Annotated in this window: 20 protein-coding genes and 3 tRNA genes; 12 read left to right on the top strand and 11 right to left on the bottom strand. The window is 72.0% G+C overall.

The window, feature by feature from the left end; all coding sequences use genetic code 11:
* Positions 1–115 precede the first annotated feature (115 nt).
* Together ACZ6JT_RS20360 and ACZ6JT_RS20355 are read left to right on the top strand one after the other, a co-directional pair.
* Positions 116–1,210, top strand: coding sequence for a Leu/Phe/Val dehydrogenase (locus tag ACZ6JT_RS20360; protein ID WP_469211504.1), 1,095 nt, complete (start codon positions 116–118; stop codon positions 1,208–1,210).
* A 301-nt stretch (positions 1,211–1,511) separates the two neighbouring features.
* Positions 1,512–1,775 (top strand): DUF3073 domain-containing protein, encoded by a 264-nt coding sequence (locus ACZ6JT_RS20355; RefSeq protein ID WP_319723731.1) that lies wholly within the window; start codon positions 1,512–1,514, stop codon positions 1,773–1,775.
* 92 nt (positions 1,776–1,867) lie between these two features.
* Here ACZ6JT_RS20355 and purM read toward each other — a convergent pair whose 3' ends face one another.
* Positions 1,868–2,938, bottom strand: coding sequence for a phosphoribosylformylglycinamidine cyclo-ligase (gene purM, locus ACZ6JT_RS20350; protein ID WP_469211502.1), 1,071 nt, complete (start codon positions 2,936–2,938; stop codon positions 1,868–1,870).
* A 105-nt stretch (positions 2,939–3,043) separates the two neighbouring features.
* Positions 3,044–4,561 (bottom strand): amidophosphoribosyltransferase, encoded by a 1,518-nt coding sequence (purF, locus tag ACZ6JT_RS20345; RefSeq protein WP_267033687.1) that lies wholly within the window; start codon positions 4,559–4,561, stop codon positions 3,044–3,046.
* Between the two features lie 148 nt (positions 4,562–4,709).
* On the opposite strand from purF, the gene ACZ6JT_RS20340 reads away from it, so the two are divergent.
* On the top strand, positions 4,710–4,805 hold the full coding sequence (locus ACZ6JT_RS20340; protein WP_324617183.1) for a putative leader peptide: 96 nt from the start codon (positions 4,710–4,712) through the stop codon (positions 4,803–4,805).
* A gap of 121 nt (positions 4,806–4,926) precedes the next feature.
* Positions 4,927–6,360: a sulfatase family protein gene (locus tag ACZ6JT_RS20335; RefSeq protein ID WP_469211500.1), complete on the top strand. Its 1,434-nt coding sequence runs from the start codon at positions 4,927–4,929 to the stop codon at positions 6,358–6,360.
* 31 nt (positions 6,361–6,391) lie between these two features.
* On the opposite strand, the gene ACZ6JT_RS20330 is transcribed toward ACZ6JT_RS20335, so the two are convergent.
* From ACZ6JT_RS20330 to purS, 5 genes are all read right to left on the bottom strand, one after another.
* Positions 6,392–7,204, bottom strand: a complete 813-nt coding sequence (locus ACZ6JT_RS20330) for an META domain-containing protein (protein WP_469211499.1) — start codon at positions 7,202–7,204, stop codon at positions 6,392–6,394.
* 47 nt (positions 7,205–7,251) lie between these two features.
* Complete coding sequence (locus ACZ6JT_RS20325) at positions 7,252–8,043, bottom strand: maleylpyruvate isomerase family mycothiol-dependent enzyme (RefSeq protein WP_469211497.1); 792 nt, start codon at positions 8,041–8,043, stop codon at positions 7,252–7,254.
* Between the two features lie 114 nt (positions 8,044–8,157).
* Positions 8,158–10,407 (bottom strand): phosphoribosylformylglycinamidine synthase subunit PurL, encoded by a 2,250-nt coding sequence (purL, locus tag ACZ6JT_RS20320; RefSeq protein ID WP_469211495.1) that lies wholly within the window; start codon positions 10,405–10,407, stop codon positions 8,158–8,160.
* Entirely contained in the window at positions 10,404–11,084 is a 681-nt protein-coding gene (gene purQ / locus ACZ6JT_RS20315) for a phosphoribosylformylglycinamidine synthase subunit PurQ (RefSeq protein ID WP_469211493.1), read from the bottom strand. Before purQ ends, purL begins: the two co-directional genes overlap by 4 nt.
* Before the next feature lie 2 nt (positions 11,085–11,086).
* Complete coding sequence (gene purS / locus ACZ6JT_RS20310) at positions 11,087–11,332, bottom strand: phosphoribosylformylglycinamidine synthase subunit PurS (protein WP_042801325.1); 246 nt, start codon at positions 11,330–11,332, stop codon at positions 11,087–11,089.
* A 351-nt stretch (positions 11,333–11,683) separates the two neighbouring features.
* On the opposite strand from purS, the gene ACZ6JT_RS20305 reads away from it, so the two are divergent.
* From ACZ6JT_RS20305 to ACZ6JT_RS20270, 8 genes are all read left to right on the top strand, one after another.
* A complete protein-coding gene (locus ACZ6JT_RS20305; protein WP_469211491.1) occupies positions 11,684–12,001 on the top strand; it encodes a histone-like nucleoid-structuring protein Lsr2 in 318 nt (105 codons plus the stop codon).
* An 88-nt stretch (positions 12,002–12,089) separates the two neighbouring features.
* Positions 12,090–12,161: transfer RNA gene (locus tag ACZ6JT_RS20300), tRNA-Gly, on the top strand.
* 72 nt (positions 12,162–12,233) lie between these two features.
* Positions 12,234–12,306, top strand: a tRNA-Gly gene (locus ACZ6JT_RS20295).
* A gap of 187 nt (positions 12,307–12,493) precedes the next feature.
* Positions 12,494–13,438 carry an ABC transporter ATP-binding protein gene (locus tag ACZ6JT_RS20290; protein ID WP_469211490.1) on the top strand — a complete coding sequence of 315 codons (945 nt, stop codon included), beginning with the start codon at positions 12,494–12,496 and terminating at the stop codon, positions 13,436–13,438.
* On the top strand, positions 13,435–14,199 hold the full coding sequence (locus tag ACZ6JT_RS20285) for an ABC transporter permease (RefSeq protein ID WP_469211487.1): 765 nt from the start codon (positions 13,435–13,437) through the stop codon (positions 14,197–14,199). The genes ACZ6JT_RS20290 and ACZ6JT_RS20285 overlap by 4 nt, the downstream gene beginning before the upstream one ends.
* Positions 14,200–14,228: 29 nt before the next feature.
* The gene (locus ACZ6JT_RS20280) at positions 14,229–15,467 is read left to right on the top strand and encodes a sensor histidine kinase (RefSeq protein ID WP_469211485.1); all 1,239 of its coding nucleotides are present in this window, start codon (positions 14,229–14,231) and stop codon (positions 15,465–15,467) included.
* Positions 15,464–16,075: a response regulator transcription factor gene (locus ACZ6JT_RS20275; RefSeq protein WP_030707959.1), complete on the top strand. Its 612-nt coding sequence runs from the start codon at positions 15,464–15,466 to the stop codon at positions 16,073–16,075. The genes ACZ6JT_RS20280 and ACZ6JT_RS20275 overlap by 4 nt, the downstream gene beginning before the upstream one ends.
* A 24-nt stretch (positions 16,076–16,099) precedes the next feature.
* Positions 16,100–16,172 (top strand) — tRNA-Gly (locus ACZ6JT_RS20270).
* Positions 16,173–16,220: 48 nt separating this feature from the next.
* Here ACZ6JT_RS20270 and ACZ6JT_RS20265 read toward each other — a convergent pair.
* The 4 genes from ACZ6JT_RS20265 to purD form a co-directional block, all read right to left on the bottom strand.
* Entirely contained in the window at positions 16,221–17,126 is a 906-nt protein-coding gene (locus ACZ6JT_RS20265) for a phosphoribosylaminoimidazolesuccinocarboxamide synthase (RefSeq protein ID WP_469211483.1), read from the bottom strand.
* A gap of 97 nt (positions 17,127–17,223) precedes the next feature.
* Positions 17,224–18,711 (bottom strand): N,N-dimethylformamidase beta subunit family domain-containing protein, encoded by a 1,488-nt coding sequence (locus tag ACZ6JT_RS20260; RefSeq protein WP_469211480.1) that lies wholly within the window; start codon positions 18,709–18,711, stop codon positions 17,224–17,226.
* Positions 18,712–19,028: 317 nt separating this feature from the next.
* Positions 19,029–20,834 carry a M48 family metalloprotease gene (locus ACZ6JT_RS20255; RefSeq protein ID WP_469211588.1) on the bottom strand — a complete coding sequence of 602 codons (1,806 nt, stop codon included), beginning with the start codon at positions 20,832–20,834 and terminating at the stop codon, positions 19,029–19,031.
* Between the two features lie 309 nt (positions 20,835–21,143).
* The gene (gene purD, locus ACZ6JT_RS20250; RefSeq protein ID WP_469211479.1) at positions 21,144–22,397 is read right to left on the bottom strand and encodes a phosphoribosylamine--glycine ligase; all 1,254 of its coding nucleotides are present in this window, start codon (positions 22,395–22,397) and stop codon (positions 21,144–21,146) included.
* Positions 22,398–22,452 lie beyond the last annotated feature (55 nt).

The following is a 22,452-nucleotide window of genomic DNA, read 5'->3' as shown; positions in this document are numbered from 1 at the left end:
CCCCGGACAGGTCGCCTACGCGGGGCCCGCAGGTCTTACTCTGCTCCCAGCACGCCCTCCCCCACCCGCAGGGCGGGCGTCTTTCCGCCGCATCTCTCCCATGGGAGTCACCACCGTGACCGAAATGACCGACGGCGTCCTGCACACCCTGTTCCGCAGCGAACAGGGCGGCCACGAGCAAGTCGTGCTGTGCCAGGACCGAGCCTCCGGCCTGAAGGCCGTCATCGCGATCCACTCCACCGCCCTGGGCCCGGCCCTCGGCGGTACGCGCTTCCACGCGTACGCCTCGGACGAGGAGGCCGTCCTCGACGCGCTGAACCTCTCGCGCGGCATGTCGTACAAGAACGCCCTCGCCGGTCTCGACCTCGGCGGCGGCAAGGCCGTCATCATCGGCGACCCCGACGTCGTCAAGAGCGAGGAACTGCTCCGGGCCTACGGCCGGTTCGTGGAGTCCCTCGGCGGCCGCTACGTGACCGCCTGCGACGTCGGCACCTACGTGGCCGACATGGACGTCGTGGCCCGCGAGACCCGCTGGGCGACCGGCCGCTCCCCCGAGAACGGCGGCGCGGGCGACTCCTCGGTCCTCACCGCCTTCGGCGTCTTCCAGGGCATGCGCGCCAGCGCCCAGCACCAGTGGGGCGACCCGACGCTGCGCGACCGCAAGGTCGCCGTGGCCGGCGTCGGCAAGGTCGGCCACTACCTGGTCGAGCACCTGCTGCAGGACGGCGCCCAGGTCGTGATCACGGACGTGCGCGAGGAGTCGGTGCGCCGGATCCTCGACAAGCACCCGGGCAAGGTCACCGCGGTCGCCGACACCGACGCGCTGATCCGCGTGGAGGGCCTGGACATCTACGCCCCCTGCGCGCTCGGCGGCGCCCTGAACGACGAGACGGTCCCCGCCCTCACCGCCAGGATCGTCTGCGGTGCGGCGAACAACCAGCTCGCGCACCCGGGCATCGAGAAGGACCTCGCGGACCGCGGCATCCTCTACGCGCCCGACTACGTGGTCAACGCCGGCGGCGTCATCCAGGTCGCCGACGAGCTGCACGGTTTCGACTTCGACCGCTGCAAGGCCAAGGCCACGAAGATCTTCGACACCACCCTGGAGATCTTTGCTCGCGCGAAGGCGGATGGCATCCCGCCGGCCGCGGCGGCCGACCGGATCGCCGAGCAGCGGATGGCGGACGCCCGCGCCGCGCGCGCCCTCTAGGCCCTTGCCGGGGTCCCTGTCGGGCCCCCGGGTGCGCCCGCCGGGGTGCGGCGAGACGGAACTCACTGCGCTTCGGCGGGTCGCCCGCCTGGAAAAGGTTAAAATCGCAGCTGACCAGCGAGGACGGGGCGCCTCGTAGGTTCTGCACCGGGGCGCGTCATGCGGGCGGCGTACCGTATGGCCGCGGAAGCAGGTACCGTTAAACCCCTACGGACGGTCTCTCCACGGAGAGCCCGCTCCGAACCATGAACGCGTGTCAGACTCTGGGGCCGTCGAGCCCCGTCACCGAGGGGGTCGAGCCATGGGGCGCGGCCGGGCAAAGGCCAAGCAGACGAAGGTCGCCCGCCAGCTGAAGTACAGCAGCGGCGGGACTGACTTGTCGCGTCTGGCCAACGAGCTGGGCGCATCGACCGCGGAACCGCTGCCTGTCAGCGAGCCGGTCGAGGTAGACGACGACGAGCTGGACGAGGACGACCCGTACGCTCGGTACGCGGAGCTCTACAACCGCGATGACGACGACGAGGACGAAGAGTCCGGTCCGTCGGCTCACCGCCGTGGGGCTTGACGCGCGGATCCTTCTGCACGGCAGCATCTGCGTCTGACAAAACATCGAAACCCGGTCCGGGGCCTGCGCCCCGGACCGGGTTTCCGTGCTGCTCAGCGCGCGTAGGACCCGGTCAGGGTCGCGCCTTCGGCGTGGTCGCCGCGGTCCAGGATCTCGCCGGCGACCCAGGCGTCGACGCCCCGGTCGGCCAGCGCGGTCAGGGCCACGTCCACCGACTCCTGCGGGACCACGGCCATCATGCCGACGCCCATGTTCAGGGTCTTCTCCAGCTCCAGCTGCTCCACCTGCCCGGCCTTGCCGACCAGGTCGAAGATCGCGCCCGGGGTCCAGGTCGAACGGTCGACGGTGGCATGCAGGTGGTCCGGGATGACCCGGGCCAGGTTGGCCGCGAGGCCGCCGCCGGTGATGTGCGAGTAGGCGTGCACCTCGGCCGTACGGGTGAGCGCCATGCAGTCCAGCGAGTAGATCTTCGTGGGCTCCAGGAGCTCCTCGCCCAGGGTGCGGCCGAGCTCCTCGACGTGCTGGTCCAGGGACATCCCGGCCCGGTCGAAGAGGACGTGCCGGACGAGCGAGTACCCGTTCGAGTGAAGGCCGGACGATGCCATCGCGATGACGGCGTCACCCGTACGGATGCGATCCGCGCCGAGCAGGCGGTCGTACTCGACGACACCGGTGCCGGCGCCCGCCACGTCGAAGTCGTCCGGGCCCAGCAGGCCGGGGTGCTCGGCGGTCTCGCCGCCCACCAGGGCGCAGCCGGCGAGGACACAGCCCTCGGCGATGCCCTTGACGATGGCCGCGACCCGCTCCGGGTGGACCTTGCCCACGCAGATGTAGTCGGTCATGAAGAGCGGCTCGGCGCCGCAGACGACGATGTCGTCCATGACCATCGCGACCAGGTCGTGGCCGATGGTGTCGTAGACGCCGAGCTGACGGGCGATGTCCACCTTGGTGCCGACGCCGTCGGTGGCCGAGGCGAGCAGCGGGCGCTCGTACCGCTTGAGGGCGGAGGCGTCGAAGAGGCCGGCGAAGCCGCCGAGGCCACCGAGGACCTCGGGGCGCTGCGTCTTCTTCACCCACTCCTTCATCAGCTCGACGGCGCGGTCGCCCGCTTCGATGTCCACGCCTGCGGCTGCGTAGCTGGCACCGGTGGTCTTCTCTGTCATGACAGGAGAGAGCTTTCGTGTCGTTACTGCGTGTGGTGCTGGGCCCCCGGAGAAGCCTCAAAGAGAGGGCCCAGCGCAGGTTGAGCAGGGCGAACCGAGAATCGCCTACGGACGGCGGAGCGCGTCGGCGGCGTCGGTGCCGCCCGCGAGCTCGCTCTCCAGGAGCTGCTTGCCCAGGAGCTGCGGGTCGGGCAGCTCCATCGGGTACTCGCCGTCGAAGCAGGCACGGCAGAGATTGGGCTTCTGGATGGTGGTCGCCTCGATCATCGCGTCGAGCGAGATGTACGAGAGCGAGTCCGCGCCCAGCGACGTGGCGATCTCGTCGACCGTCATGCCGTTGGCGATCAGCTCGGCCCGCGTGGCGAAGTCGATGCCGAAGAAGCACGGCCACTTCACCGGCGGCGAGGAGATCCGGATGTGGACCTCCGCCGCGCCCGCCTCGCGGAGCATCTTGACGAGGGCGCGCTGGGTGTTGCCGCGGACGATCGAGTCGTCGACGACCACCAGGCGCTTGCCGCGGATGACTTCCTTGAGCGGGTTGAGCTTCAGGCGGATGCCGAGCTGGCGGATCGTCTGCGAGGGCTGGATGAAGGTCCGGCCCACGTAGGCGTTCTTGACCAGGCCGGAGCCGTACGGGATCCCGCTGGCCTCGGCGTATCCGACGGCGGCCGGCGTACCGGACTCCGGCGTCGCTATCACCAGGTCGGCGTCGACCGGGGCTTCCTTGGCCAGGCGCCGGCCCATCTCGACACGCGAGAGGTAGACGTTCCGGCCGGCGATGTCGGTGTCCGGGCGCGCCAGGTAGACGTACTCGAAGACACAGCCCTTGGGCTTCGCTTCCGCGAATCGGGAGGTGCGCAGGCCGTTCTCGTCGATCGCGATGAGCTCGCCCGGCTCGACCTCGCGGACGAAGCTGGCGCCGCAGATGTCGAGGGCGGCGGTCTCGCTCGCGACCACCCAGCCGCGCTCCAGGCGGCCGAGGACCAGCGGGCGGATGCCCTGCGGGTCACGGGCGGTGTAGAGCGTCCCCTCGTCCATGAAGACGAGGGAGAAGGCACCCTTGACCTTCGGGAGGACCTTGGTGGCCGACTCCTCGATCGTCAGGGGCTTGCCGTCCTCGTCGGTCTGCCCCGCGAGCAGGGCGGTGACCAGGTCGGTGTCATTGGTGGCGGCCACCTGGGTGGCCCGCCCGTCCTGACGGGGGAGGTCGGCGACCATCTCGGCGAGCTCGGCGGTGTTCACCAGGTTGCCGTTGTGACCCAGGGCGATCGAGCCGTGGGCGGTCGCGCGGAAAGTGGGCTGCGCGTTCTCCCAGACGGAGGCACCGGTGGTCGAATAGCGGGCGTGACCGACCGCGATATGACCTTGGAGCGAGCCGAGAGAGGTTTCGTCGAAGACTTGGGAAACGAGGCCCATGTCCTTGAAGACGAGGATCTGGGAACCGTTGCTCACAGCGATTCCCGCGGACTCTTGTCCGCGGTGCTGTAGTGCATACAGTCCGAAGTAGGTGAGCTTGGCGACCTCTTCACCCGGAGCCCAGACACCGAAGACGCCGCAAGCGTCCTGGGGGCCCTTTTCGCCGGGGAGCAGGTCGTGGTTGAGTCGTCCATCACCACGAGGCACGCTTCCGAGTGTAGGCGAGATCGACCACTGGTCCGAATTGGGGACGGCCGGGAAATGTCACAGCACAGAGGGTGACCGGACGCCTCCGTCTCGGTATGCGGATCACCTTGTTGACATGCACGAAGGCATTCGTACAGGCTCTCGGTTCATGCAGCCCCTCGGTGACCGCACCGTCACCCTCGTCGAGCGCCGGCACGTGGACCTGGTCCGTGTCGCGAGCGCCATCTGTCGCTGTTCCGCGTAGCCGCAACTCGTCTTCGCCTTTTCTCATTTCCGCTCCGCTCCGCCCCGCCCCGCTCCGCCGTGCCGCGCGCCGTCCCGCGCCCCGCCCGGAGCCGGCCGGCGGACCGTGCCTTGGAGTACCTGTGTCTTCGTACGAGAACAAGCTGTCCCGTCGTGCCTTCGGAGGCGCCGTCGGCGTGAGTGCGGCGGCCGCCGCCGTGGGGCTGGGCGCCGCCCCCGCCGAGGCCGCGCAGGCCCCCGACGCCCCGGCCGCGGGGCCCCTGGAACGGGAGTTCCGGGCCGACCGCGGCCGGCGTGCCCGCAGGCCCAATATCCTGTTCATCCTGGGTGACGACCTGGGCTGGGCCGACCTCTCCGCGTACGGCTCCCCGCACATCAAGACCCCGAACCTCGACCGGCTGGCCCGTCAGGGCGTCCGCTTCACCGACGCCTACTCGGGCTCCGCGACCTGCTCGCCGACCCGGTTCAGCCTGTACACGGGGCGCTACCCGGGCCGCACCAGGGGCGGGCTGGCCGAGCCCATCGCGGACAAGTCGGTGGGCCTCGACCCCACGCACCCGACGCTGGCCTCGCTGCTGAAGGGGGCCGGCTACGCCACCGCGCTGATCGGCAAGTGGCACGCGGGCTACCTGCCCGACTACAGCCCGACCCGGTCCGGCTGGGAGGAGTTCTTCGGCAACTTCGGCGGGGCGCTGGAGTACTACTCCAAGCTCGGTCTGGCCGGCGAGTACGACCTCTACGAGGGCGACGCCGAGTACAAGGACCTGCGGTACTACACGCGGATCATCACGGAGCGGGCGAGCGAGTACGTCTCGCGCGACCACCACGGCAAGCCGTGGCTGCTGAACCTCAACTTCACCACCCCGCACTGGCCGTGGATCGCCGACGGGGACACCGAGCAGAGCGCCGAGATCGTCCGCCGGATCAAGGCGGGCGACGGCCGCGCCCTGTGGCACCAGGACGGGGGTTCCGTCGAGAAGTACAAGGAGATGGTCGAGGACCTCGACCGCTCGGTCGGCGAGGTACTGAAGGCGCTGAAGCGCTCCGGCCAGGAGGAGGACACCCTGGTCGTCTTCTCCAGCGACAACGGCGGCGAGCGCTTCTCGTACAACTGGCCGCTGTCCGGCAACAAGGCCTCCCTGCAGGAGGGCGGGATCCGGGTGCCGAACATCGCGCGTTGGCCCGCCCGCCTCGACGGCGGCCAGGTCAGCCACGTTCCCGTGTTCAGCCCCGACTGGACCGCGACCCTGCTGGAGGTCGCCGGGGCCCGCCCGCACCCGGCCTACCCGCTGGACGGGGTGAGCCTCGCCGGCTACCTGCTGCGCGGCGAGAAGGTCGCCGAGCGGGACCTGTTCTGGCGGGTGCGGGGAGAGCGGGCGCTGCGCCGCGGCGACTGGAAGTACTACCGCGGCAAGGGCGGCAAGGACCAGCTCTTCAACCTTGCCGGTGACGTCCGCGAGCAGGCCGACAAGGCCGCCACGGACCCGTCCCGCCTCGCGCAACTGCGGACGGCCTGGGAACGCGTGGACGCCCAGCTCCTCCCGTACCCGGGCTGAGCCCCGCCGCCCGAGCGCGGCCCCGTACGGGTCACTCGGCGGCGGAGGACGCCTGGGCGGTGAGGCCCTTGCCGTCGGGGGCGGTGAGGGTGAGGGTGCGGCCGTCGATCTTCGCGGTGAGCGGGCCGCCGGCGAAGAGCGCGGTCAGCGTCCGCTCGACCTCGCCCGCCGGGCCCTCGCAGGCCATCCGGGTCGTGGTGAGCGGGCCGAAGGTGACCGTGGGGCCGTCCACGGTCGCCTTGGCGCTGAACCGGTTGCAGCCGAGGGTGCCGCCCGCCGTGCCGTCCGCGGCGATGGCGAACCGGGCCTTGCCGGCGGCCTCGGCGGGTACCGAGGACACGGTGTCCCCGCTGATCAGCGAGTCGACGGTCCAGTCGGTGACGATCAGCGGGGCGTCCGGGTCACGGGGCTGCGAGGTCATGGCGATCGTGCTCCCGTCGGCGGTCCTCAGGGTGAGCCGGTCGGGCCCCCGGTCGATCGCCAGCCGGCCCGAGAACAGCTTGGCGAAGGCCGTCTCGAACTCCATGTCCGGGCAGGCCATGGTGGTCGACATGCCGGGCGTGACGGTCAGGGAGGAGGTGCCGTCGAGGACGACCGCCGCCTGGAAGCCGTTGCAGCCGTAGCTGCCCTTGGCCGTGTCCCGCGCGAGGTCGACGCGGGCGGACTCGGGAGCGTGCAGGGTGCGGCCGCCGGTGGTCAGGGACTCGACGGCCCAGGAGCCCGTGACGGAGGGCAGCGGGGCGCTCCCGTTCTCCCCGCTCCGGCCGCAGCCGGCCAGGCCGAGGGCGAGTACGAGTACGAGGGCCGGGCCCGCGGGGCTGTGGACGTGCCGGAAGGTACGCATGCCCCTGGGACGGACCGGGCGCCGGGTCGGTTCCGTCAGGGCCGCGCTCAGCTCATCACCGGCAGCAGCGCCGACAGGTCGGCCCGCTCCCCACTGGCGCTGACCCGCGCCCCGTGGAGCGCCTCGGCCCATCCCGTACGGCCGGTCGCGAGCCGGATCCAGGTGAGCGGGTCGGTCTCCACCACGTTCGGCGGGGTGCCGCGGGTGTGACGCGGCCCCTCGACGCACTGGACCACCGCGAAGGGCGGGATCCGTACCTCGACGGCGCCGCCGGGAGCCTTGAGCGCGAGGGCGTCGGCGAGCAGCCGGGTGCAGGCGGCCAGCGCCTGCCGCTCGATCGGGATGTCCAGTCCGGCGGCCCGGTTCAGGTCGTCGGTGTGGACGACCAGCTCGACGGTCCGGGTGACCAGGAAGTCGGCCAGGGTCATGTCCCCGATCCACAGGTCCAGCACGCGGGCGTCCGGGTTCGCCGCGAGCGCCTCGGCCATGCGGGCGCCCGCCCGCTCGAACAGCTCGGGCAGCGGGGCCCCGGCGAGCGTCTCCCGGGCCGCTTCGGAGATCTTCCCGGCGAGGGAGGCCGTCGCGAAGGGCCATTCGACGGCGGACAGTTCGGCGAGGGCGGCGGGCGGCCGGGCGAGGCCGGCGGCCAGCGAGTCCGCGATCCAGGCGATGTGCGCGGCGAGGTCGGCGACGGTCCAGTCCCCGAGCCCGCTGGGCCGTGCCAGCTGATCGGGCCCCAACTCCCCGACGGCTGCGCCGACATGCGCGAACTGCGCGGTGACGGCCGTGCGGATCCTGGCGGGATCGAAGGTGCGCTGCTTCTTTCTGGCGGGCGGCATGCGGTGACCCTATCCGGGCGGCGCCGGCTCCGTGCGGCCCCACCGCGCGGCGGGGGCCGACGCCGAGGCCCCGCCCACGGGGGTGGGCGGGGCCTCGTACGCGCTGTGGCGGGATCAGGCCAGCAGGGCCGGGATCGTCGCCTCGTGGGCCTCGCGGAGCTCGGCCAGCGGGAGGGTGAACTCGCCCTGGACCTCGATCTCCTCGCCGTCCACCACGCCGATGCGGGCGACCGGCAGGCCCCGCGCACCGCACATGTCGGTGAAGCGGAGCTCCTCGCTGCGCGGTACGGCCACGATGGCCCGGCCCGCGGACTCGGAGAACAGGAAGGTGAAGGCGTCCAGGCCCTCGGGCACCACGATCCGGGCACCGTTGCCGCCGCGCAGGCAGGACTCGGTGAGCGCCTGGATCACGCCGCCGTCGGACAGGTCGTGCGCGGCGTCGATCATGCCGTCGCGCGAGGCGGAGATCAGGATCTCGGCGAGCAGCTTCTCGCGCGCCAGGTCCACCTTCGGCGGCATGCCGCCGAGGTGGTCGTGGACGACCTGGGACCAGGCCGAGCCGCCGAACTCCTCGGCCGTGTCGCCCAGCAGGTACAGCAGCTGGCCGGCCTCCGCGAACGCCATCGGCGTACGGCGGTTGACGTCGTCGATCACACCGAGGACCGCCACGACCGGGGTCGGGTGGATCGCGATGTCACCGGTCTGGTTGTACAGCGAGACGTTGCCGCCGGTCACCGGCGTGCCCAGCTCGAAGCAGCCGTCCGCGAGACCGCGGGTGGCCTCGGCGAACTGCCACATGACGCCCGGGTCCTCGGGCGAGCCGAAGTTCAGGCAGTCGGAGATGGCCAGCGGCTTGGCGCCGGTGGCGGCGACGTTGCGGTACGCCTCCGCCAGCGCGAGCTGCGCGCCCGTGTACGGGTCGAGCTTGGCGAAGCGGCCGTTGCCGTCGGTGGCCATGGCCACGCCGAGGTTCGACTCCTCGTCGATGCGGACCATGCCCGCGTCCTCGGGCTGCGAGAGCACCGTGTTGCCCTGCACGAAGCGGTCGTACTGGTCGGTGACCCAGGACTTGGAGGCCTGGTTCGGGGACGAGACCAGCGCCAGGACCTGCGCCCGGAGCTCTTCCGAGGTCTGCGGGCGGGGCAGCTTGCCCGCGTCGTCGGCCTGGAGGGCGTCCTGCCACTCGGGGCGGGCGTAGGGGCGGTGGTAGACCGGGCCCTCGTGGGCGACCGTGCCCGGGGGCACGTCCACGATCTGCTCGCCGTGCCAGAAGATCTCCAGGCGCTCGCCGTCGGTCACCTCACCGATGACGGTGGCGATGACGTCCCACTTCTCGCAGATCTCCATGAAGCGGTCGACGTGCTGCGGCTCGACGATCGCGCACATGCGCTCCTGCGACTCGCTCATGAGGATCTCCTCGGGCGAGAGCGTCGCGTCGCGCAGCGGGACGGTGTCCAGCTCGACGCGCATGCCGCCGGAGCCGGCGGAGGCCAGCTCGGAGGTGGCGCAGGAGAGCCCGGCGCCGCCGAGGTCCTGGATGCCCGCGACCAGCTTCTCCTTGAAGATCTCCAGGGTGCACTCGATGAGGAGCTTCTCCTGGAAGGGGTCGCCGACCTGGACGGCGGGGCGCTTGGTGGGCTTCGTGTCGTCGAAGGTCTCGGACGCGAGGACCGAGACGCCGCCGATGCCGTCGCCGCCGGTGCGGGCGCCGTAGAGGATGACCTTGTTGCCGGGGCCGGAGGCCTTGGCGAGGTGGATGTCCTCGTGCTTCATCACGCCGATGCAGCCGGCGTTGACCAGCGGGTTGCCCTGGTAGCAGGCGTCGAAGACGACCTCGCCGCCGATGTTGGGCAGGCCGAGGCAGTTGCCGTAGCCGCCGATGCCCGCGACGACGCCCGGCAGGACGCGCTTGGTGTCGGGGTGGTCGGCCGCGCCGAAGCGCAGCGGGTCCACGACGGCGACCGGGCGGGCGCCCATGGCGAGGATGTCGCGGACGATGCCGCCGACGCCGGTGGCCGCGCCCTGGTAGGGCTCGATGTACGAGGGGTGGTTGTGCGACTCGACCTTGAAGGTGACCGCGTAGCCCTGGCCGACGTCGACGACGCCGGCGTTCTCACCGATGCCGACGAGCATGGCGTCGTTCGGCGGGACCTTCTCGCCGAACTGCTTCAGGTGGACCTTGCTGCTCTTGTACGAGCAGTGCTCGGACCACATGACGGAGTACATGGCGAGCTCGGCGCCGGTGGGGCGGCGGCCGAGGATCTCCCGGATGCGGGCGTACTCGTCCTCCTTGAGGCCGAGCTCCTTCCACGGCTGGGAGGCGTCCGGGGTTTCGGTGGCGTTCTTGACGGTGTCGAGGCTCATGCGCTGACCAGCTTCTTCAGGACCGAGGTGAAGAACGGGAGGCCGTCGGTGCGGCCGGTCCCGATCAGCGGCTCGACCGCGTGCTCGGGGTGCGGCATGAGGCCGACGACGTTGCCGGCGGCGTTGGTGATGCCGGCGATGTCGCGCAGCGACCCGTTCGGGTTCACGTCGACGTACCGGAAGGCCACGCGGCCCTCGGCCTCGAGCTCGTCGAGGACGCGCTCGTCGGCGACGTACCGGCCGTCCATGTTCTTCAGCGGTACGGAGATCTCCTGGTCGGCGGTGTAGTCGCCGGTCCACGCGGTCTCCGCGTTCTCCACCCGCAGCTTCTGGTCGCGGCAGATGAAGTGCAGGTGGTTGTTCCGGAGCATCGCCCCCGGCAGCAGGTGGGCCTCGGTGAGGACCTGGAAGCCGTTGCAGATGCCCAGGACGGGCATGCCGCCCCTGGCCTGCTCGATGATGGTCTCCATCACCGGCGAGAAGCGGGAGATGGCCCCGGCGCGCAGGTAGTCCCCGTAGGAGAAACCGCCCGCGAGGACGACCGCGTCGACCTGGTGCAGGTCCTTGTCGCGGTGCCACAGCGAGACGGGCTCGGCCCCGGCGAGGCGGACGGCGCGCAGCGAGTCACGGTCGTCGAGCGTTCCGGGGAACGTGACGACTCCGATGCGAGTGGTCACCGTCAGGCCTCGACCTTCACGGTGAAGTCTTCGATGACGGTGTTGGCGAGGAACGTTTCGGCCATCTTGTGGATGCGGTCGAGGGCGGCCTGGTCGACCGGTCCCTCCACCTCCAGTTCGAAGCGCTTCCCCTGGCGGACGTCGGCGATCCCATCGAAGCCCAGGCGCGGCAGTGCACGCTGCACCGCCTGGCCCTGGGGGTCGAGGATCTCCGGCTTGAGCATGACGTCGACTACGACGCGTGCCATCGGGCACTCCCGTGTGGTGGTTGGTGCGAAGGCGGTTCCATCAGCGTACCCGGCCAAAATTTCTACGCGGGTAGATATCCGGAGGGCGTGATCACCACGCCGTTTCGGCTTCACCAACGCTTCGCAAAATCCGCCGGAAAACCGCGTACCCGGCATTGCGGCGGGACACGCGGAGAGAATTAACTGGGCTTCGCAATGCAATGGGAATCGAGGTACAAAGGAATCACTCCGGGCGAGTGACTTTTGCCGCTTCGCAACGGGGGATGAATGATGCATTGCCCCGAAACATCCACACAGGCGACATCGCCCCACGTCAGCAGGTGGCGACGTCGCACGAAGGGACCGATATCCGTGGCGCAGCGCGTAGTAGTCACGCTCTCCGACGACATCGATGGCGGAGAAGCGGCGGAAACGGTCGTGTTCGCTCTGGACGGTAAGTCGTACGAGATCGACCTCAATGTGGCCAACGCAAAGAAACTGCGGAAGGGCCTGGCCCCCTTCGTCGCCGCCGGCCGGCGCCAGTCGCGCTCGGGGAAGGTCTACAAGCACACCTCCGTCGCCCCCGACCCGGCGGTCGTCCGGGCCTGGGCCCGCTCCAACCAGTACGAGGTGCCCCCGCGCGGCCGCATCCCGAAGAAGATCTACGAGGCCTACAACGCGGCTCACTGAGGGCCGATTTGCCATCCACCCCCATCCGTCGGCTAGTGTGTGGATCACGCCAAGGGGCCAGGCCGCAGGTCAGAGCCTCCGAGGTCGTGCGGGTGTAGTTCAGTAGCAGAACATCCCTCTTCCAGAGGGAAGGCGCAGTGTGCGATTCCTGTCACCCGCTCTGCATGACTTTCCGACCACCACGGTGGATCGGGTAGAGTGATGCACGCACCGCCCCGGCGGAGCACTGCTTGCGGACGTAGCTCAGTTGGTAGAGCACCACCTTGCCAAGGTGGATGTCGCGCGTTCGAGTCGCGTCGTCCGCTCTGTAGAAGAAGGCCCCGATCATTGCGATCGGGGCCTTCTTCGTTCCTTCTCCGTGCCTTCTTCGCATTCGCTGCCTTTCGCCTCCTCCGTCCCGCGCGGGCGCGGGCGGACGTCCCTGACAAATGTCATCGCCGGTCATGACAGCGCGCACTGCCGACCCGGTCCGGCCGCCCCGAGGCTGGGGACATGACTGACACCGTGATCGAAGCCCAGGGCCTGCGCCGCGGCTACGCCGGCGGCTTCGAGGCCGTCCGGGGCGTCTCCTTCTCCGTGGCGCGGGGCGAGGTCTTCGCCCTCCTCGGGACCAACGGCGCGGGCAAGACCTCCACCGTCGAGCTGCTGGAGGGGCTGGCCGCGCCGAGCGAGGGCCACGTGCGCGTCTTCGGCCTCGATCCGTACACGCGCCGGGACCGGGTCCGTCCCCGCACCGGGGTCATGCTCCAGGAGGGCGGTTTCCCCTCCGACCTGTCGGTCGCCGAGACCGTCCGGATGTGGGCCGGGCTCACCACGGGCGCCCGCCCGGCCGGGGAGGTGCTGGACCTGGTCGGCCTGGGCGCGCGGTCCTCCGTACGGGTCAAGCAGCTGTCCGGCGGCGAACGGCGGCGCCTCGACCTGGCGCTGGCCCTGCTCGGCCGGCCGGAGGTGCTCTTCCTCGACGAGCCGACCACCGGCATGGACCCCGAAGGCCGCCGGGACACCTGGGCGCTGGTACGGGAGCTGCGCGCGCAGGGCACCACGGTGCTGCTGACCACGCACTACCTGGAGGAGGCCGAGGAGCTCGCGGACCGCCTCGCGATCCTCCACGAGGGCGAGCTCGTCCTGTCGGGCACCCCGGCCGAGGTCACCGCCACCCGGCCGGCCCGGATCCGCTTCACCCTGCCGGACGGGGTGCCCGCGGCCCGGCTGCCGCTCGCGCTGCGCGCGGCGGCCTACGGACCGCGCGTGGAGATCCGTACCGAACGGCTCCAGGCGGACCTGACCGAACTGCTGGGCTGGGCCCGCGAGAGCGGAGTCGTACTGGACGGGCTCGACGCCCGGTCCGCCTCCCTGGAGGAGGCGTTCCTGGAGATCGCGGAGAGCCGCCGCAGCGCCGGCGGCCGCTCCGAGGACACGAGGGCGGGGACCCGATGAACACACTGACCCTGAACCCCGGCCGGCTCACCGCGCTCGGCCGCTCCGAGATCACCCTGCTGGTGCGCAACCGGGCCGCGCTCGGCGTGGCCTTCCTGATGCCCCTGCTGATGGTGTTCGTCCTGCGCTCCTCCCTCAGCGGGGTGGAGGGCGCGCAAGCCGTCGGCGAGGCCACGGTGACCGGCGGGATCGGCATGGTGCTGATCCTCGTCGTGTACATGAACCTGGTCTCGGCCTACGTCGCCCGGCGCGAGGAACTCGTCCTCAAGCGGCTGCGCACCGGCGAGGCGAACGACCTGGAGATCCTCGCCGGGACGGCGCTGCCCGCCGCCGTCCTCGCGGTCGGCCAGATCGCGGTGCTCGCGGTGGCCGGCGCGGCCGTGCTGGACGTGCGCATGCCCCGCAACCCGCTGCTGCTCCTGGCGGCCGTGCTCGCCGGCGTCCTGCTGCTGGCCGGGCTGTCCGCGCTGACCAGCGCCTTCACCCGCACCGTGGAGACCGCCGGCTTCACCACGCTGCCGCTGTTCCTGCTGACCGTGCTCGGCTCGGGGCTGTTCCTGCCGGCGGACTCGCTTCCGGACCTGGCGGCCTCCCTGTGCGAACTGCTTCCGTTGAGCGGGGTGATGACCCTCGTGCGGGCCGGCTGGACCGGCGGCGTGGCGAGCGGGGACCTGCTGGGGGCCGCGCTGACCGCGCTGGCCTGGATGGTGATCACCGTGTTTGCTGTCCAGCGGTGGTTCCGCTGGGAACCGCGCAGGTAGGGCGAGTCGGGGGACGGGGAGACGCGGAGATGCCGAAGCTGACGGGGTGGTGGAAGAACCGCAGCAGTGCGGGGAAGCTGGAGCTCTACACCCGGTGGTCGTTCCACCTCTTCGTGCTCCTGGAGATCGTGTCCTTCGGGCTGCTTCCGCTGGTCGCCGCGGCGGACAGGTCCTCGATCCTGGTGCCCGGCACGCTCTTCGTGATGCTGTGCGGCCACGCCGTGCTGTGCGGGGTGCTCAACTCCAGGGCGCTCGACTGGGTGGTGGGGCGGCGCGAACGCCCGGTCCGGCCGGCGGTGTTCCTGGCCGTCGCGACGGGCGCCGCCACCTTGGCCGTCCTCGCCCTGGAGGCGACCGGACGGCTCGCGGATCCCTCGGCGGCTCCGGCGCTGGTGTCCGGGCTGACCTCGTTCGGCTCCGGCTCGCTGGTGCTGTGCCTGCGCTCGGTGCGCAGGATGCGGTACCTGCCCCCGGTCGCGGCGGCCGGGACGAGCCTGGCCGCACTCGCCCTGGGACTGCCGGCCGGAGAGGCCTTGGGATATCTCGTCGGGGTCCTGCTGGGCAGCCTGTTCTTCTGCTTCACCAGCGGGTTCTCCGCCTGGCTGCTGAACACCGTGTACGAACTGGACCGCTCGCGCGAGGTGCAGGCGCGGCTCGCGGTGGCGGAGGAGCGACTGCGCTTCGGCCGCGATCTGCACGACGTGATGGGCCGCAACCTGGCGGTGATCGCGCTCAAGAGCGAGCTGGCCGTACAGCTGGCGCGGCGCGAACGGCCGGAGGCGGTGGAGCAGATGATCGAGGTGCAGCGGATAGCCCAGGAGTCCCAGCGGGAGGTACGGGACGTGGTGCGGGGCTACCGGGAGGCGGATCTCGCGGTGGAGCTGGAGGGTGCGCGCGGGGTGCTGAGCGCGGCCGGCATGGACTGCCGGGTCGACTTCCGGGCCGGCCGGGAGCTGCCCTCCGAGGTCCAGTCGGCGCTCGGCTGGGTGGTCCGCGAGGCGACGACGAACGTACTGCGGCACGGCGACGCGCACCGCTGCCTGATCCGGCTGTCCGCCCCGGAGACCGGCCCCGTGACGCTGGTGGTGGAGAACGACGGGGCCCCCGACACCCCGGCCGGGCCGCCCGGCTCGGGCCTGGCCGGGCTGCGGGAGCGGCTCGCGGCCCTGGACGGGACCTTGCAGGCGGGCCTGGTGGGCGACGGCCGGTTCCGGCTGCTCGCGGAGATCCCGGACCGGGAAACGGAACGACTGGAGGTGCGGGCGTGAGCCCCGTACGCGTACTGCTCGCCGACGACGAGCACCTGATCCGCGGGGCGCTGGCCGCCCTGCTCGCCCTGGAGGACGACCTGCTCGTCGTCGCGGAGGCGGCCTCGGGCCCCGAGGCGCTCGCGATGGCGCGGGCGCACCGGCCGGATGTCGCGGTGCTGGACCTGCAGATGCCCGGAGCCGACGGTGTGAGTGTCGCCACATCACTGCGGGCCGAACTCCCCGACTGCAAGACCATGATCGTGACCAGCCACGGCCGCCCGGGGCACCTGAAGCGGGCGCTGGCCGCGGGGGTGCGGGCCTTCGCCCCGAAGACCGTCTCGGCGCAGCGGCTGGCCGAACTGATCCGGACCGTGCACGCGGGCGGCCGTTACGTGGACCCGGAGTTGGCGGCCGACGCCATCAGCGCGGGGGACTCGCCGCTGACCGCGCGGGAGGCCGAGGTGCTCGAGCTGGCGGCGGACGGGGCACCGGTCGCGGAGATCGCCGAACGGGCCGCGCTGTCGCAGGGGACCGTACGGAACTACCTGTCCTCGGCGGCGACGAAGCTGGGTGCCGAAAACCGTCACACGGCAGTGCGTCTCGCACGCGAGCGAGGTTGGGTATAGTGGTTCTCGCGTTACGGCGCACCTGCGGACATAGCTCAGTTGGTAGAGCACCACCTTGCCAAGGTGGATGTCGCGCGTTCGAGTCGCGTTGTCCGCTCTGTAGTGAAGAAGCCCCCGGTCCTCGGACCGGGGGCTTCTTCGTGTTTCAGGACCAGGTCAGGCCGGTGAGCCGCTCGTACGCCTCGATGTACTTGGCGCGGGTCTGCGCGACGACCTGCGTGGGGAGGGCCGGCGGCGGGAGCTCGCCCTTCGGGTCCCAGCCGGAGGCCGGGGAGGCCAGCCAGTCGCGGACGTACTGCTTGTCGAAGGAGGGCTGCGAGCGGCCCGGCTCCCACTGGTCGGCCGGCCAGAAGCGGGACGAGTCCGGGGTCAGCACCTCGTCGGCGACGACGAGGGTGCCGTCCTTCGGGTCGAAACCGAACTCGAACTTGGTGTCTGCGAGGATGATGCCGCGTTCGCGCGCGATGTCCCGGCCACGGCCGTACACGGCCAGGGTGGTCTGGCGCAGCAGCGCGGCCGTCTCGGCGCCGGTGGTGCGCGCCACCTCCTCGTAGGAGACGTTCTCGTCGTGCTCGCCGACCTCGGCCTTGGCGGCCGGGGTGAAGATCGGGCCGGGCAGTTCGGAGCCGTCCACGAGCCCCTCGGGGAGGCCGAGTCCGCAGACCGTACGGGTCTGGTTGTACTCGGCGAGGCCGGAGCCGGTGAGGTAGCCGCGGGCCACGCACTCGACCGGGACCATGTCGAGGTTGCGGCAGACCAGCGTGCGGCCGGCCCAGTCGGCGGGGGCGCCCGCGGGCAGGTCGGTGGAGATGACGTGGTTCGGGACGAGATCGGCGAGCTGGTCGAACCACCACAGGGAGAGCTGGGTCAGGACGCGGCCCTTGTCCGGGATCTCGGTGGGCAGGACCCAGTCGAAGGCGGACAGGCGGTCGCTGGCGACCATGACGAGGCGGTCGTCCTCGTCGCGGTAGAGGTCGCGCACCTTGCCGGTGTGGAGGTGGACGAGGCCCGGAACCTGAACCGGCTCGGGCTTTTCGACGAATCCGGACACGGGGTCTCCCTGTGGTTCTGTATGAAGCGCACCCCGATTCTCGCGCACCTGCGTCCCCTGCCGCGGACAGGGGTCCGCCCTGCGGGTCGGTTCGCGGTCAGTCGTGCTTGCAGATCCGGTCGAGGAGGTTGGCGGTGGCCCGCTGCACCCGTTCGTCGACGTGGCCCGGGCGGTCGAGGGCCGGGGACCAGGCGAAGGTGCCGGAGGCGAAGACCAGGGCCCCGCTGGGCGCCCGGTAGAGGGAGGTCTCCTGGTGGCGCCGGTGGCCCTCGCTGTCGAGGTACGGGGAGTGCGCCAGCAGGATCCGGTCCTGGTGCTCGGGGAGCTGGGTGCGCGGGAAGTAGCGGTCGGCCTCGCCGGCGACCAGGCCGGGCAGCTCGTCGTTCTCGCCGGCTCCGGTGGAGTCCCAGAGCCAGTGCGTGGCGTTGCGCACGATCATCGGCGCGGGCTCGGGGACCCGGCCGGCGTACTGGATGCCGAGCAGCTGCTGCTCCGGGCGGTCGACCTCGCGCCACAGGCTGGGGCGGCCCGGACCGCGCCGTTTTCGGCAGGTGAGGAGCCGGTCCGCGACCCCGGAGGGGGAGGGGGAGAGCTCGACCTGCCAGTACATGGTGTTGGCGGAGAGGAAGACGAGCGAGGTGCCGTGCAGCCGGGCGCGCTCGACGGTGCGGCGCATGGGGGCCGACCAGTACTCGTCGTGCCCGGGGAAGACCAGGCCGCGGTAGCGGGTGGGGTCGACGCGGCCCGCGTGCAGGTCGCGGGTGTCGGCGTAGGCGATGTCGTAGCCGTAGCGCTCGGCCCAGCGGATGAAGTCGTAGGCGTGGCCGACGTGCAGGGGCAGGCCGGCGCCCGCGTAGGGGCGGTCGAAGGAGACGGTGTGGGCGGCGTCCTGCTCGCCGAGCAGCCGGCCGTCCTCGTCCCAGGCGTGGTAGAGGCTGGCGCCGGTGTGGCCGTCCTCCGGGTAGAGGTTGTACGCCTGCCAGGTGATGTCCGGGAGCAGGAGCAGGAGGTCGGCGGGGTGGTCGTCGCGGACCGTGAAGGGGATGTGGGAGCGGTAGCCGTCGGCGGTGGTCAGGACGGCGACGTACGCGCCGACGCTCCAGTAGGAGGGGACCTGCAGGCGCCAGGACAGCCACCAGTGGTGGCAGGAGACGGTGCGGTCGGCCGTCAGGGGGGCCGGCTGGACGATGCCGGACAGCCGCGGGCTCGTGGTGATCTTGGAGGCCCCGTCGCCGCCGTAGTGGCCGATCCGGTAGACGTCGACGGAGAACTGCTGGGGCGGGTCGACGGTGATGTGGAAGTCGATGGCCTCGCCGGGCGTGACCGCGCCGGTGGAGGCGAAGCCCTTGATCTGGCGGTGCACGTCGTCGGCGGTGCGGGGACCGCCGTTGCCGCGGGCGCGGGGGATCTGGCCGGTGCCGGCGGCCGCGGCGGCCGGGTCCACGTACCAGGGGACGACGTGGCCCGTGTCGTCGAAGTAGAGCTCGCTCCCCCGGAACCAGGGCAGCGGGCCCTGACCGAAGGGGTCGGTCACCGCGTGCGCGAGCGCACCTGACTCCCAACGCCGGATCTGGTCCGCACCCATGACCGCTCCCCTCCCTCGCTCCCCCGAACGGGCGTACATCGTCCCGGTGCGCGGCAGCCTCGCTGCTGAGACGGCAGTTCTCGGACACCCCGGTTCAGGACATCCAGCCGCGACCGGTCCCAGCACATCACATAACGCGCTCAGTCCGTCACCGTTCGTCGCGAATTGACGGGATCGGAACATTCCCATCCGCTTGTTCGTACGAGCCGAAGCCCTTCGGGGGCGGCGAACAGGGGCTGGCAGGGAGCGGGGTCGGGGGCACGGTCGCGGCCTGCCGCGGACCGGTGCGGACCGGTGCGGACCGGTGCGGTCCCGGCTCAGACCAGCCGGATCGGCTTCTCCGGGCGGACGCCGAGGTCGGCGAGCCAGTCCCGCAGCGGTTCCGGGTTCCCGTCCTCGACCAGGCACATCACGCGCGGGGCCAGGTCGGAGCGGCGGTCGCCGTCGACCAGCAGAACCGGCCCGTCGAGCCAGTCCAGCCCGGGGGCCGCCCCGGCCGAGTCCACGGCCGCGCAGCACACCAGCGCCGTCACGTGGTCGGCCAGCAGGTCCCGGCCGCTGCGCTGCGGCTGGAGCGGGAACAGCGGCACGGCGTCCGCGCCGCGTGCCTTCCCGGCACCGGCGGCCGGACCGGCGGCCCGCTCCTCGCGGGCCAGGTCCCCGCTGAGCCGGCCGGCCAGGGCCTCCGAGGCCGCGCCCGCGCCGGCGGGGTCCGTGAGATAGCCCAGCACCCGCTCCAGCGTGGGTCCGGCGAAGCCGTCCACGGCGGGCCGGGCGGAGCCGGTGGCCTCGATCGTGGCCGGTCCCGCCGCCGCCGCGGACGCAGACGGTGTGGCCGACGCGGTGTGGGCGGCCGACGCGGCCCGTGAGGCCGACGTGCCGGGCAGGGCTCCGGGGCCGACGGAGCCGGCGGACCCTGTGGGCCCCGTGGCGCCGGTGGAAGCAGCGGCCGGTCCGCCGGGGCCGACGGGCCGTCCCGCCGGGACGGCCAGGGCGTCCAGCGCCGCGTGCAGCCGGGCCGCCTCCGCACGCCACTTGCGGTCCACGACCTCCTCCGGATACGCCGTCCAGTCCACCGGGGACCAGTCCGGCCCGGGCTCGGCCGGCCCGCCGTGGAAGAGTCGCGCGGCCAGCAGCGACGTCGCCTCGTCGACCACTCCTGGCTGCTCCAGCAGGTCACAGGCGGGGCGCTCGCCGAGCCGCGAGGTGAACCCGTTGGCCAGCCGGTCCCGCCGCGACAGCTCGGTCAGCGCGGAGACCACTCCGGCGTCGAGGTGCGCGGGCCAGCGACCCATCCGCCAGGCGGGCAGCGCGACCCGGGTCAGCAGCCGGTCCCAGCCCGCGTAGGCGAGGCCGACCTGCTCCTGGGCGACGATGCGCAGACCGTAGTCCACACCCTGTGCACGCTCCGAGGCGGCCGCGGCCACCCCGCGCTCCATTTCGGTGGCGTCCGTGCGGCACAGCCGCAGCAGCAGCCGGGCCGGGGCGCCGATCCAGCCGAGCCCGCGCCGGTTGCCCACGTCCACGGCCGCGTCGAGGCCCCGTACGAAGCCGCGCGCGTCGGCTATGTCCGGGTGCGCGGAAGGTCCCGTACCGGCGACGACCGGCGCGAGGACGGCCCGTAGCTCCGCGACGCGCATCCACCACAGGAACGGCGAACCGATCACCAGCACGGGGGCGGCGCCCTGCTCGGACTCCGGGCCGACGGATATGGCGCGGCGGCGGTGGGCCGCGTGGGTACGGTCCTCCAGCCAGCTGTCGCAGTCCGGCGTCAGGGCTATCGCGGAGGGCGGCGGCACGTCCATGCGGTCGGCCAGGTCCCGCACCAGCCGGTAGAGATCGGGCGCGGCGGCCTCGGACAGCGGCACCGTCGGCGTGACGGCGGGACTCGCCCGCAGCACCACGGCGCCGAAGACGCCGCCGACGAGCAGCACCACGGCCGCGACCAGACACACCACGAGGGTCACCACGGGCCAGGGATCACCGGCCAGCCGGCCCGTCATCCGGGCGGCCACCAGCACCACCGCGAGGGCGGCGGGCAGCAGCCCGACGGCCAGGGCCCTGCTGCGTACGCGCAGCACGGCGAGAGCGCGGGAACGTGCGGACGGCACGCCCGCTTCCATGATCGAACCGGTTCCGGACACGGCCGGACCTCACCCCCTCTGCCCTGCGGCGACGTTGCTCACTCCCCCACTGTGACACCCGCCACTGACATCGCAATGCCGGTGGGCCAAGTGCCGGAATGCTTGGCATCGCACCCTAGTTGGGGCACGCCCGGCCGTCAGGCAGACAGGGTGACGATCACCCGATGGAATGGCTTTGGGTAAAGGTGGGTGCGTTCGAACGCGGCCGGATGCACTCGCACGCGAACACGCCCGCGGGCCCGGGCGCGGGATCCGCGCACCGGGCCCGCGGGTCCGCGGAGCCGCTGGTCAGCCGAGCCCGGCGGCCTTCGCCGCGATGTCCGTACGGTGCTGCGAGCCGTCCAGCCGGATGCGCGCCACCGCCTTATACGCCTTCTCGCGGGCCTGTGCCAGATCGGAACCGGTCGCCGTCACGGACAGCACGCGGCCGCCCGCGCTGACGATCGCGTCGCCCTCGCGCCGGGTCCCGGCGTGCAGCACGTACGCGTCGGGCGCGTCCTCGGCGGCCACCTCGGCCAGGCCCTCGATCGGGTCCCCGGTGCGGGGCGTCTCGGGGTAGTTGTGGGAGGCGATGACCACCGTGACGGCCGCGTCGTCACGCCAGACGAGCGGCTCCTCGGTGTCCAGGGTGCCGTTGGCGGCGTTCAGCAGCACGCTCGCGAGCGGCGTGCGCAGCCGGGCCAGGACCACCTGGGTCTCGGGGTCCCCGAACCGGGCGTTGAACTCGATGACGCGCGTCCCGCGGCTGGTGATCGCGAGGCCGGCGTAGAGCAGCCCCGAGAAGGGGGTGCCGCGGCGGCGGAGCTCGTCGACGGTGGGCTGGAGGACCAGCTCCATGACCTCGTCGACCAGCTTCGGGTCGGCCCAGGGCAGCGGGGAGTACGCGCCCATGCCGCCGGTGTTCGGGCCCTCGTCGCCGTCCAGGGCGCGCTTGAAGTCCTGCGCGGGCTGGAGCGGGACCACGGTGACGCCGTCGGTGATGGCGAAGAGGGAGACCTCGGGGCCGTCGAGGAACTCCTCGATGACCACGCGGTCGCAGCCGAGCGCGTGGGCGCGGGCGGCGGCCAGGTCGTCGGTGACCACGACGCCCTTGCCGGCCGCGAGCCCGTCGTCCTTGACGACGTACGGGGCGCCGAAGGCGTCGAGGGCCGCGTCCACCTCTTCCGGGGTGGTGCAGACGTAGCTGCGCGCGGTCGGGACCCCGGCCGCGGCCATCACGTCCTTGGCGAAGGCCTTGGAGCCCTCGAGCTGCGCCGCCTCGGCGGACGGGCCGAAGACGGGGATGCCCGCGGCGCGCACGGCGTCGCCGACCCCGGCGACCAGCGGGGCCTCCGGGCCGACGACGACCAGGTCGGCGCCGAGTTCGGTGGCGAGGGCGGCGACGGCATCGCCGTCGAGGGCGTCGACCGGGCGGAGCTCGGCCACCTCGGCGATGCCGGCGTTGCCGGGAGCGCAGTACAGCGCGGAGACGTCGGGGTCGAGGGACAGAGAGCGGCACAGGGCATGTTCGCGGGCGCCGCCGCCGATGACGAGGACCTTCACGCCGCCCAGGGTAGCCCGGCCGCGGTGGCGCGTTTCGTGCGGCCACCCAATCGGG

This window comes from Streptomyces sp. NPDC046308 (genome assembly GCF_055588065.1).
Note: the sequence above shows the minus strand (reverse complement) of the source record. Positions and strands in the feature narration are given on the sequence as shown.

Coding starts and splice junctions, on each gene's coding strand:
- ACZ6JT_RS20355 (WP_319723731.1), top strand. CDS start 1,512: ATGGGGCGCGGCCGGGCAAAGGCCAAGCAGACGAAGGTCGCCCGCCAG.
- purM (WP_469211502.1), bottom strand. CDS start 2,938: ATGACAGAGAAGACCACCGGTGCCAGCTACGCAGCCGCAGGCGTGGAC.
- ACZ6JT_RS20340 (WP_324617183.1), top strand. CDS start 4,710: ATGCAGCCCCTCGGTGACCGCACCGTCACCCTCGTCGAGCGCCGGCAC.
- ACZ6JT_RS20330 (WP_469211499.1), bottom strand. CDS start 7,204: ATGCGTACCTTCCGGCACGTCCACAGCCCCGCGGGCCCGGCCCTCGTA.
- ACZ6JT_RS20325 (WP_469211497.1), bottom strand. CDS start 8,043: ATGCCGCCCGCCAGAAAGAAGCAGCGCACCTTCGATCCCGCCAGGATC.
- purL (WP_469211495.1), bottom strand. CDS start 10,407: ATGAGCCTCGACACCGTCAAGAACGCCACCGAAACCCCGGACGCCTCC.
- purS (WP_042801325.1), bottom strand. CDS start 11,332: ATGGCACGCGTCGTAGTCGACGTCATGCTCAAGCCGGAGATCCTCGAC.
- ACZ6JT_RS20290 (WP_469211490.1), top strand. CDS start 12,494: ATGACTGACACCGTGATCGAAGCCCAGGGCCTGCGCCGCGGCTACGCC.
- ACZ6JT_RS20285 (WP_469211487.1), top strand. CDS start 13,435: ATGAACACACTGACCCTGAACCCCGGCCGGCTCACCGCGCTCGGCCGC.
- ACZ6JT_RS20280 (WP_469211485.1), top strand. CDS start 14,229: ATGCCGAAGCTGACGGGGTGGTGGAAGAACCGCAGCAGTGCGGGGAAG.
- ACZ6JT_RS20260 (WP_469211480.1), bottom strand. CDS start 18,711: ATGGGTGCGGACCAGATCCGGCGTTGGGAGTCAGGTGCGCTCGCGCAC.
- ACZ6JT_RS20255 (WP_469211588.1), bottom strand. CDS start 20,834: ATGGAAGCGGGCGTGCCGTCCGCACGTTCCCGCGCTCTCGCCGTGCTG.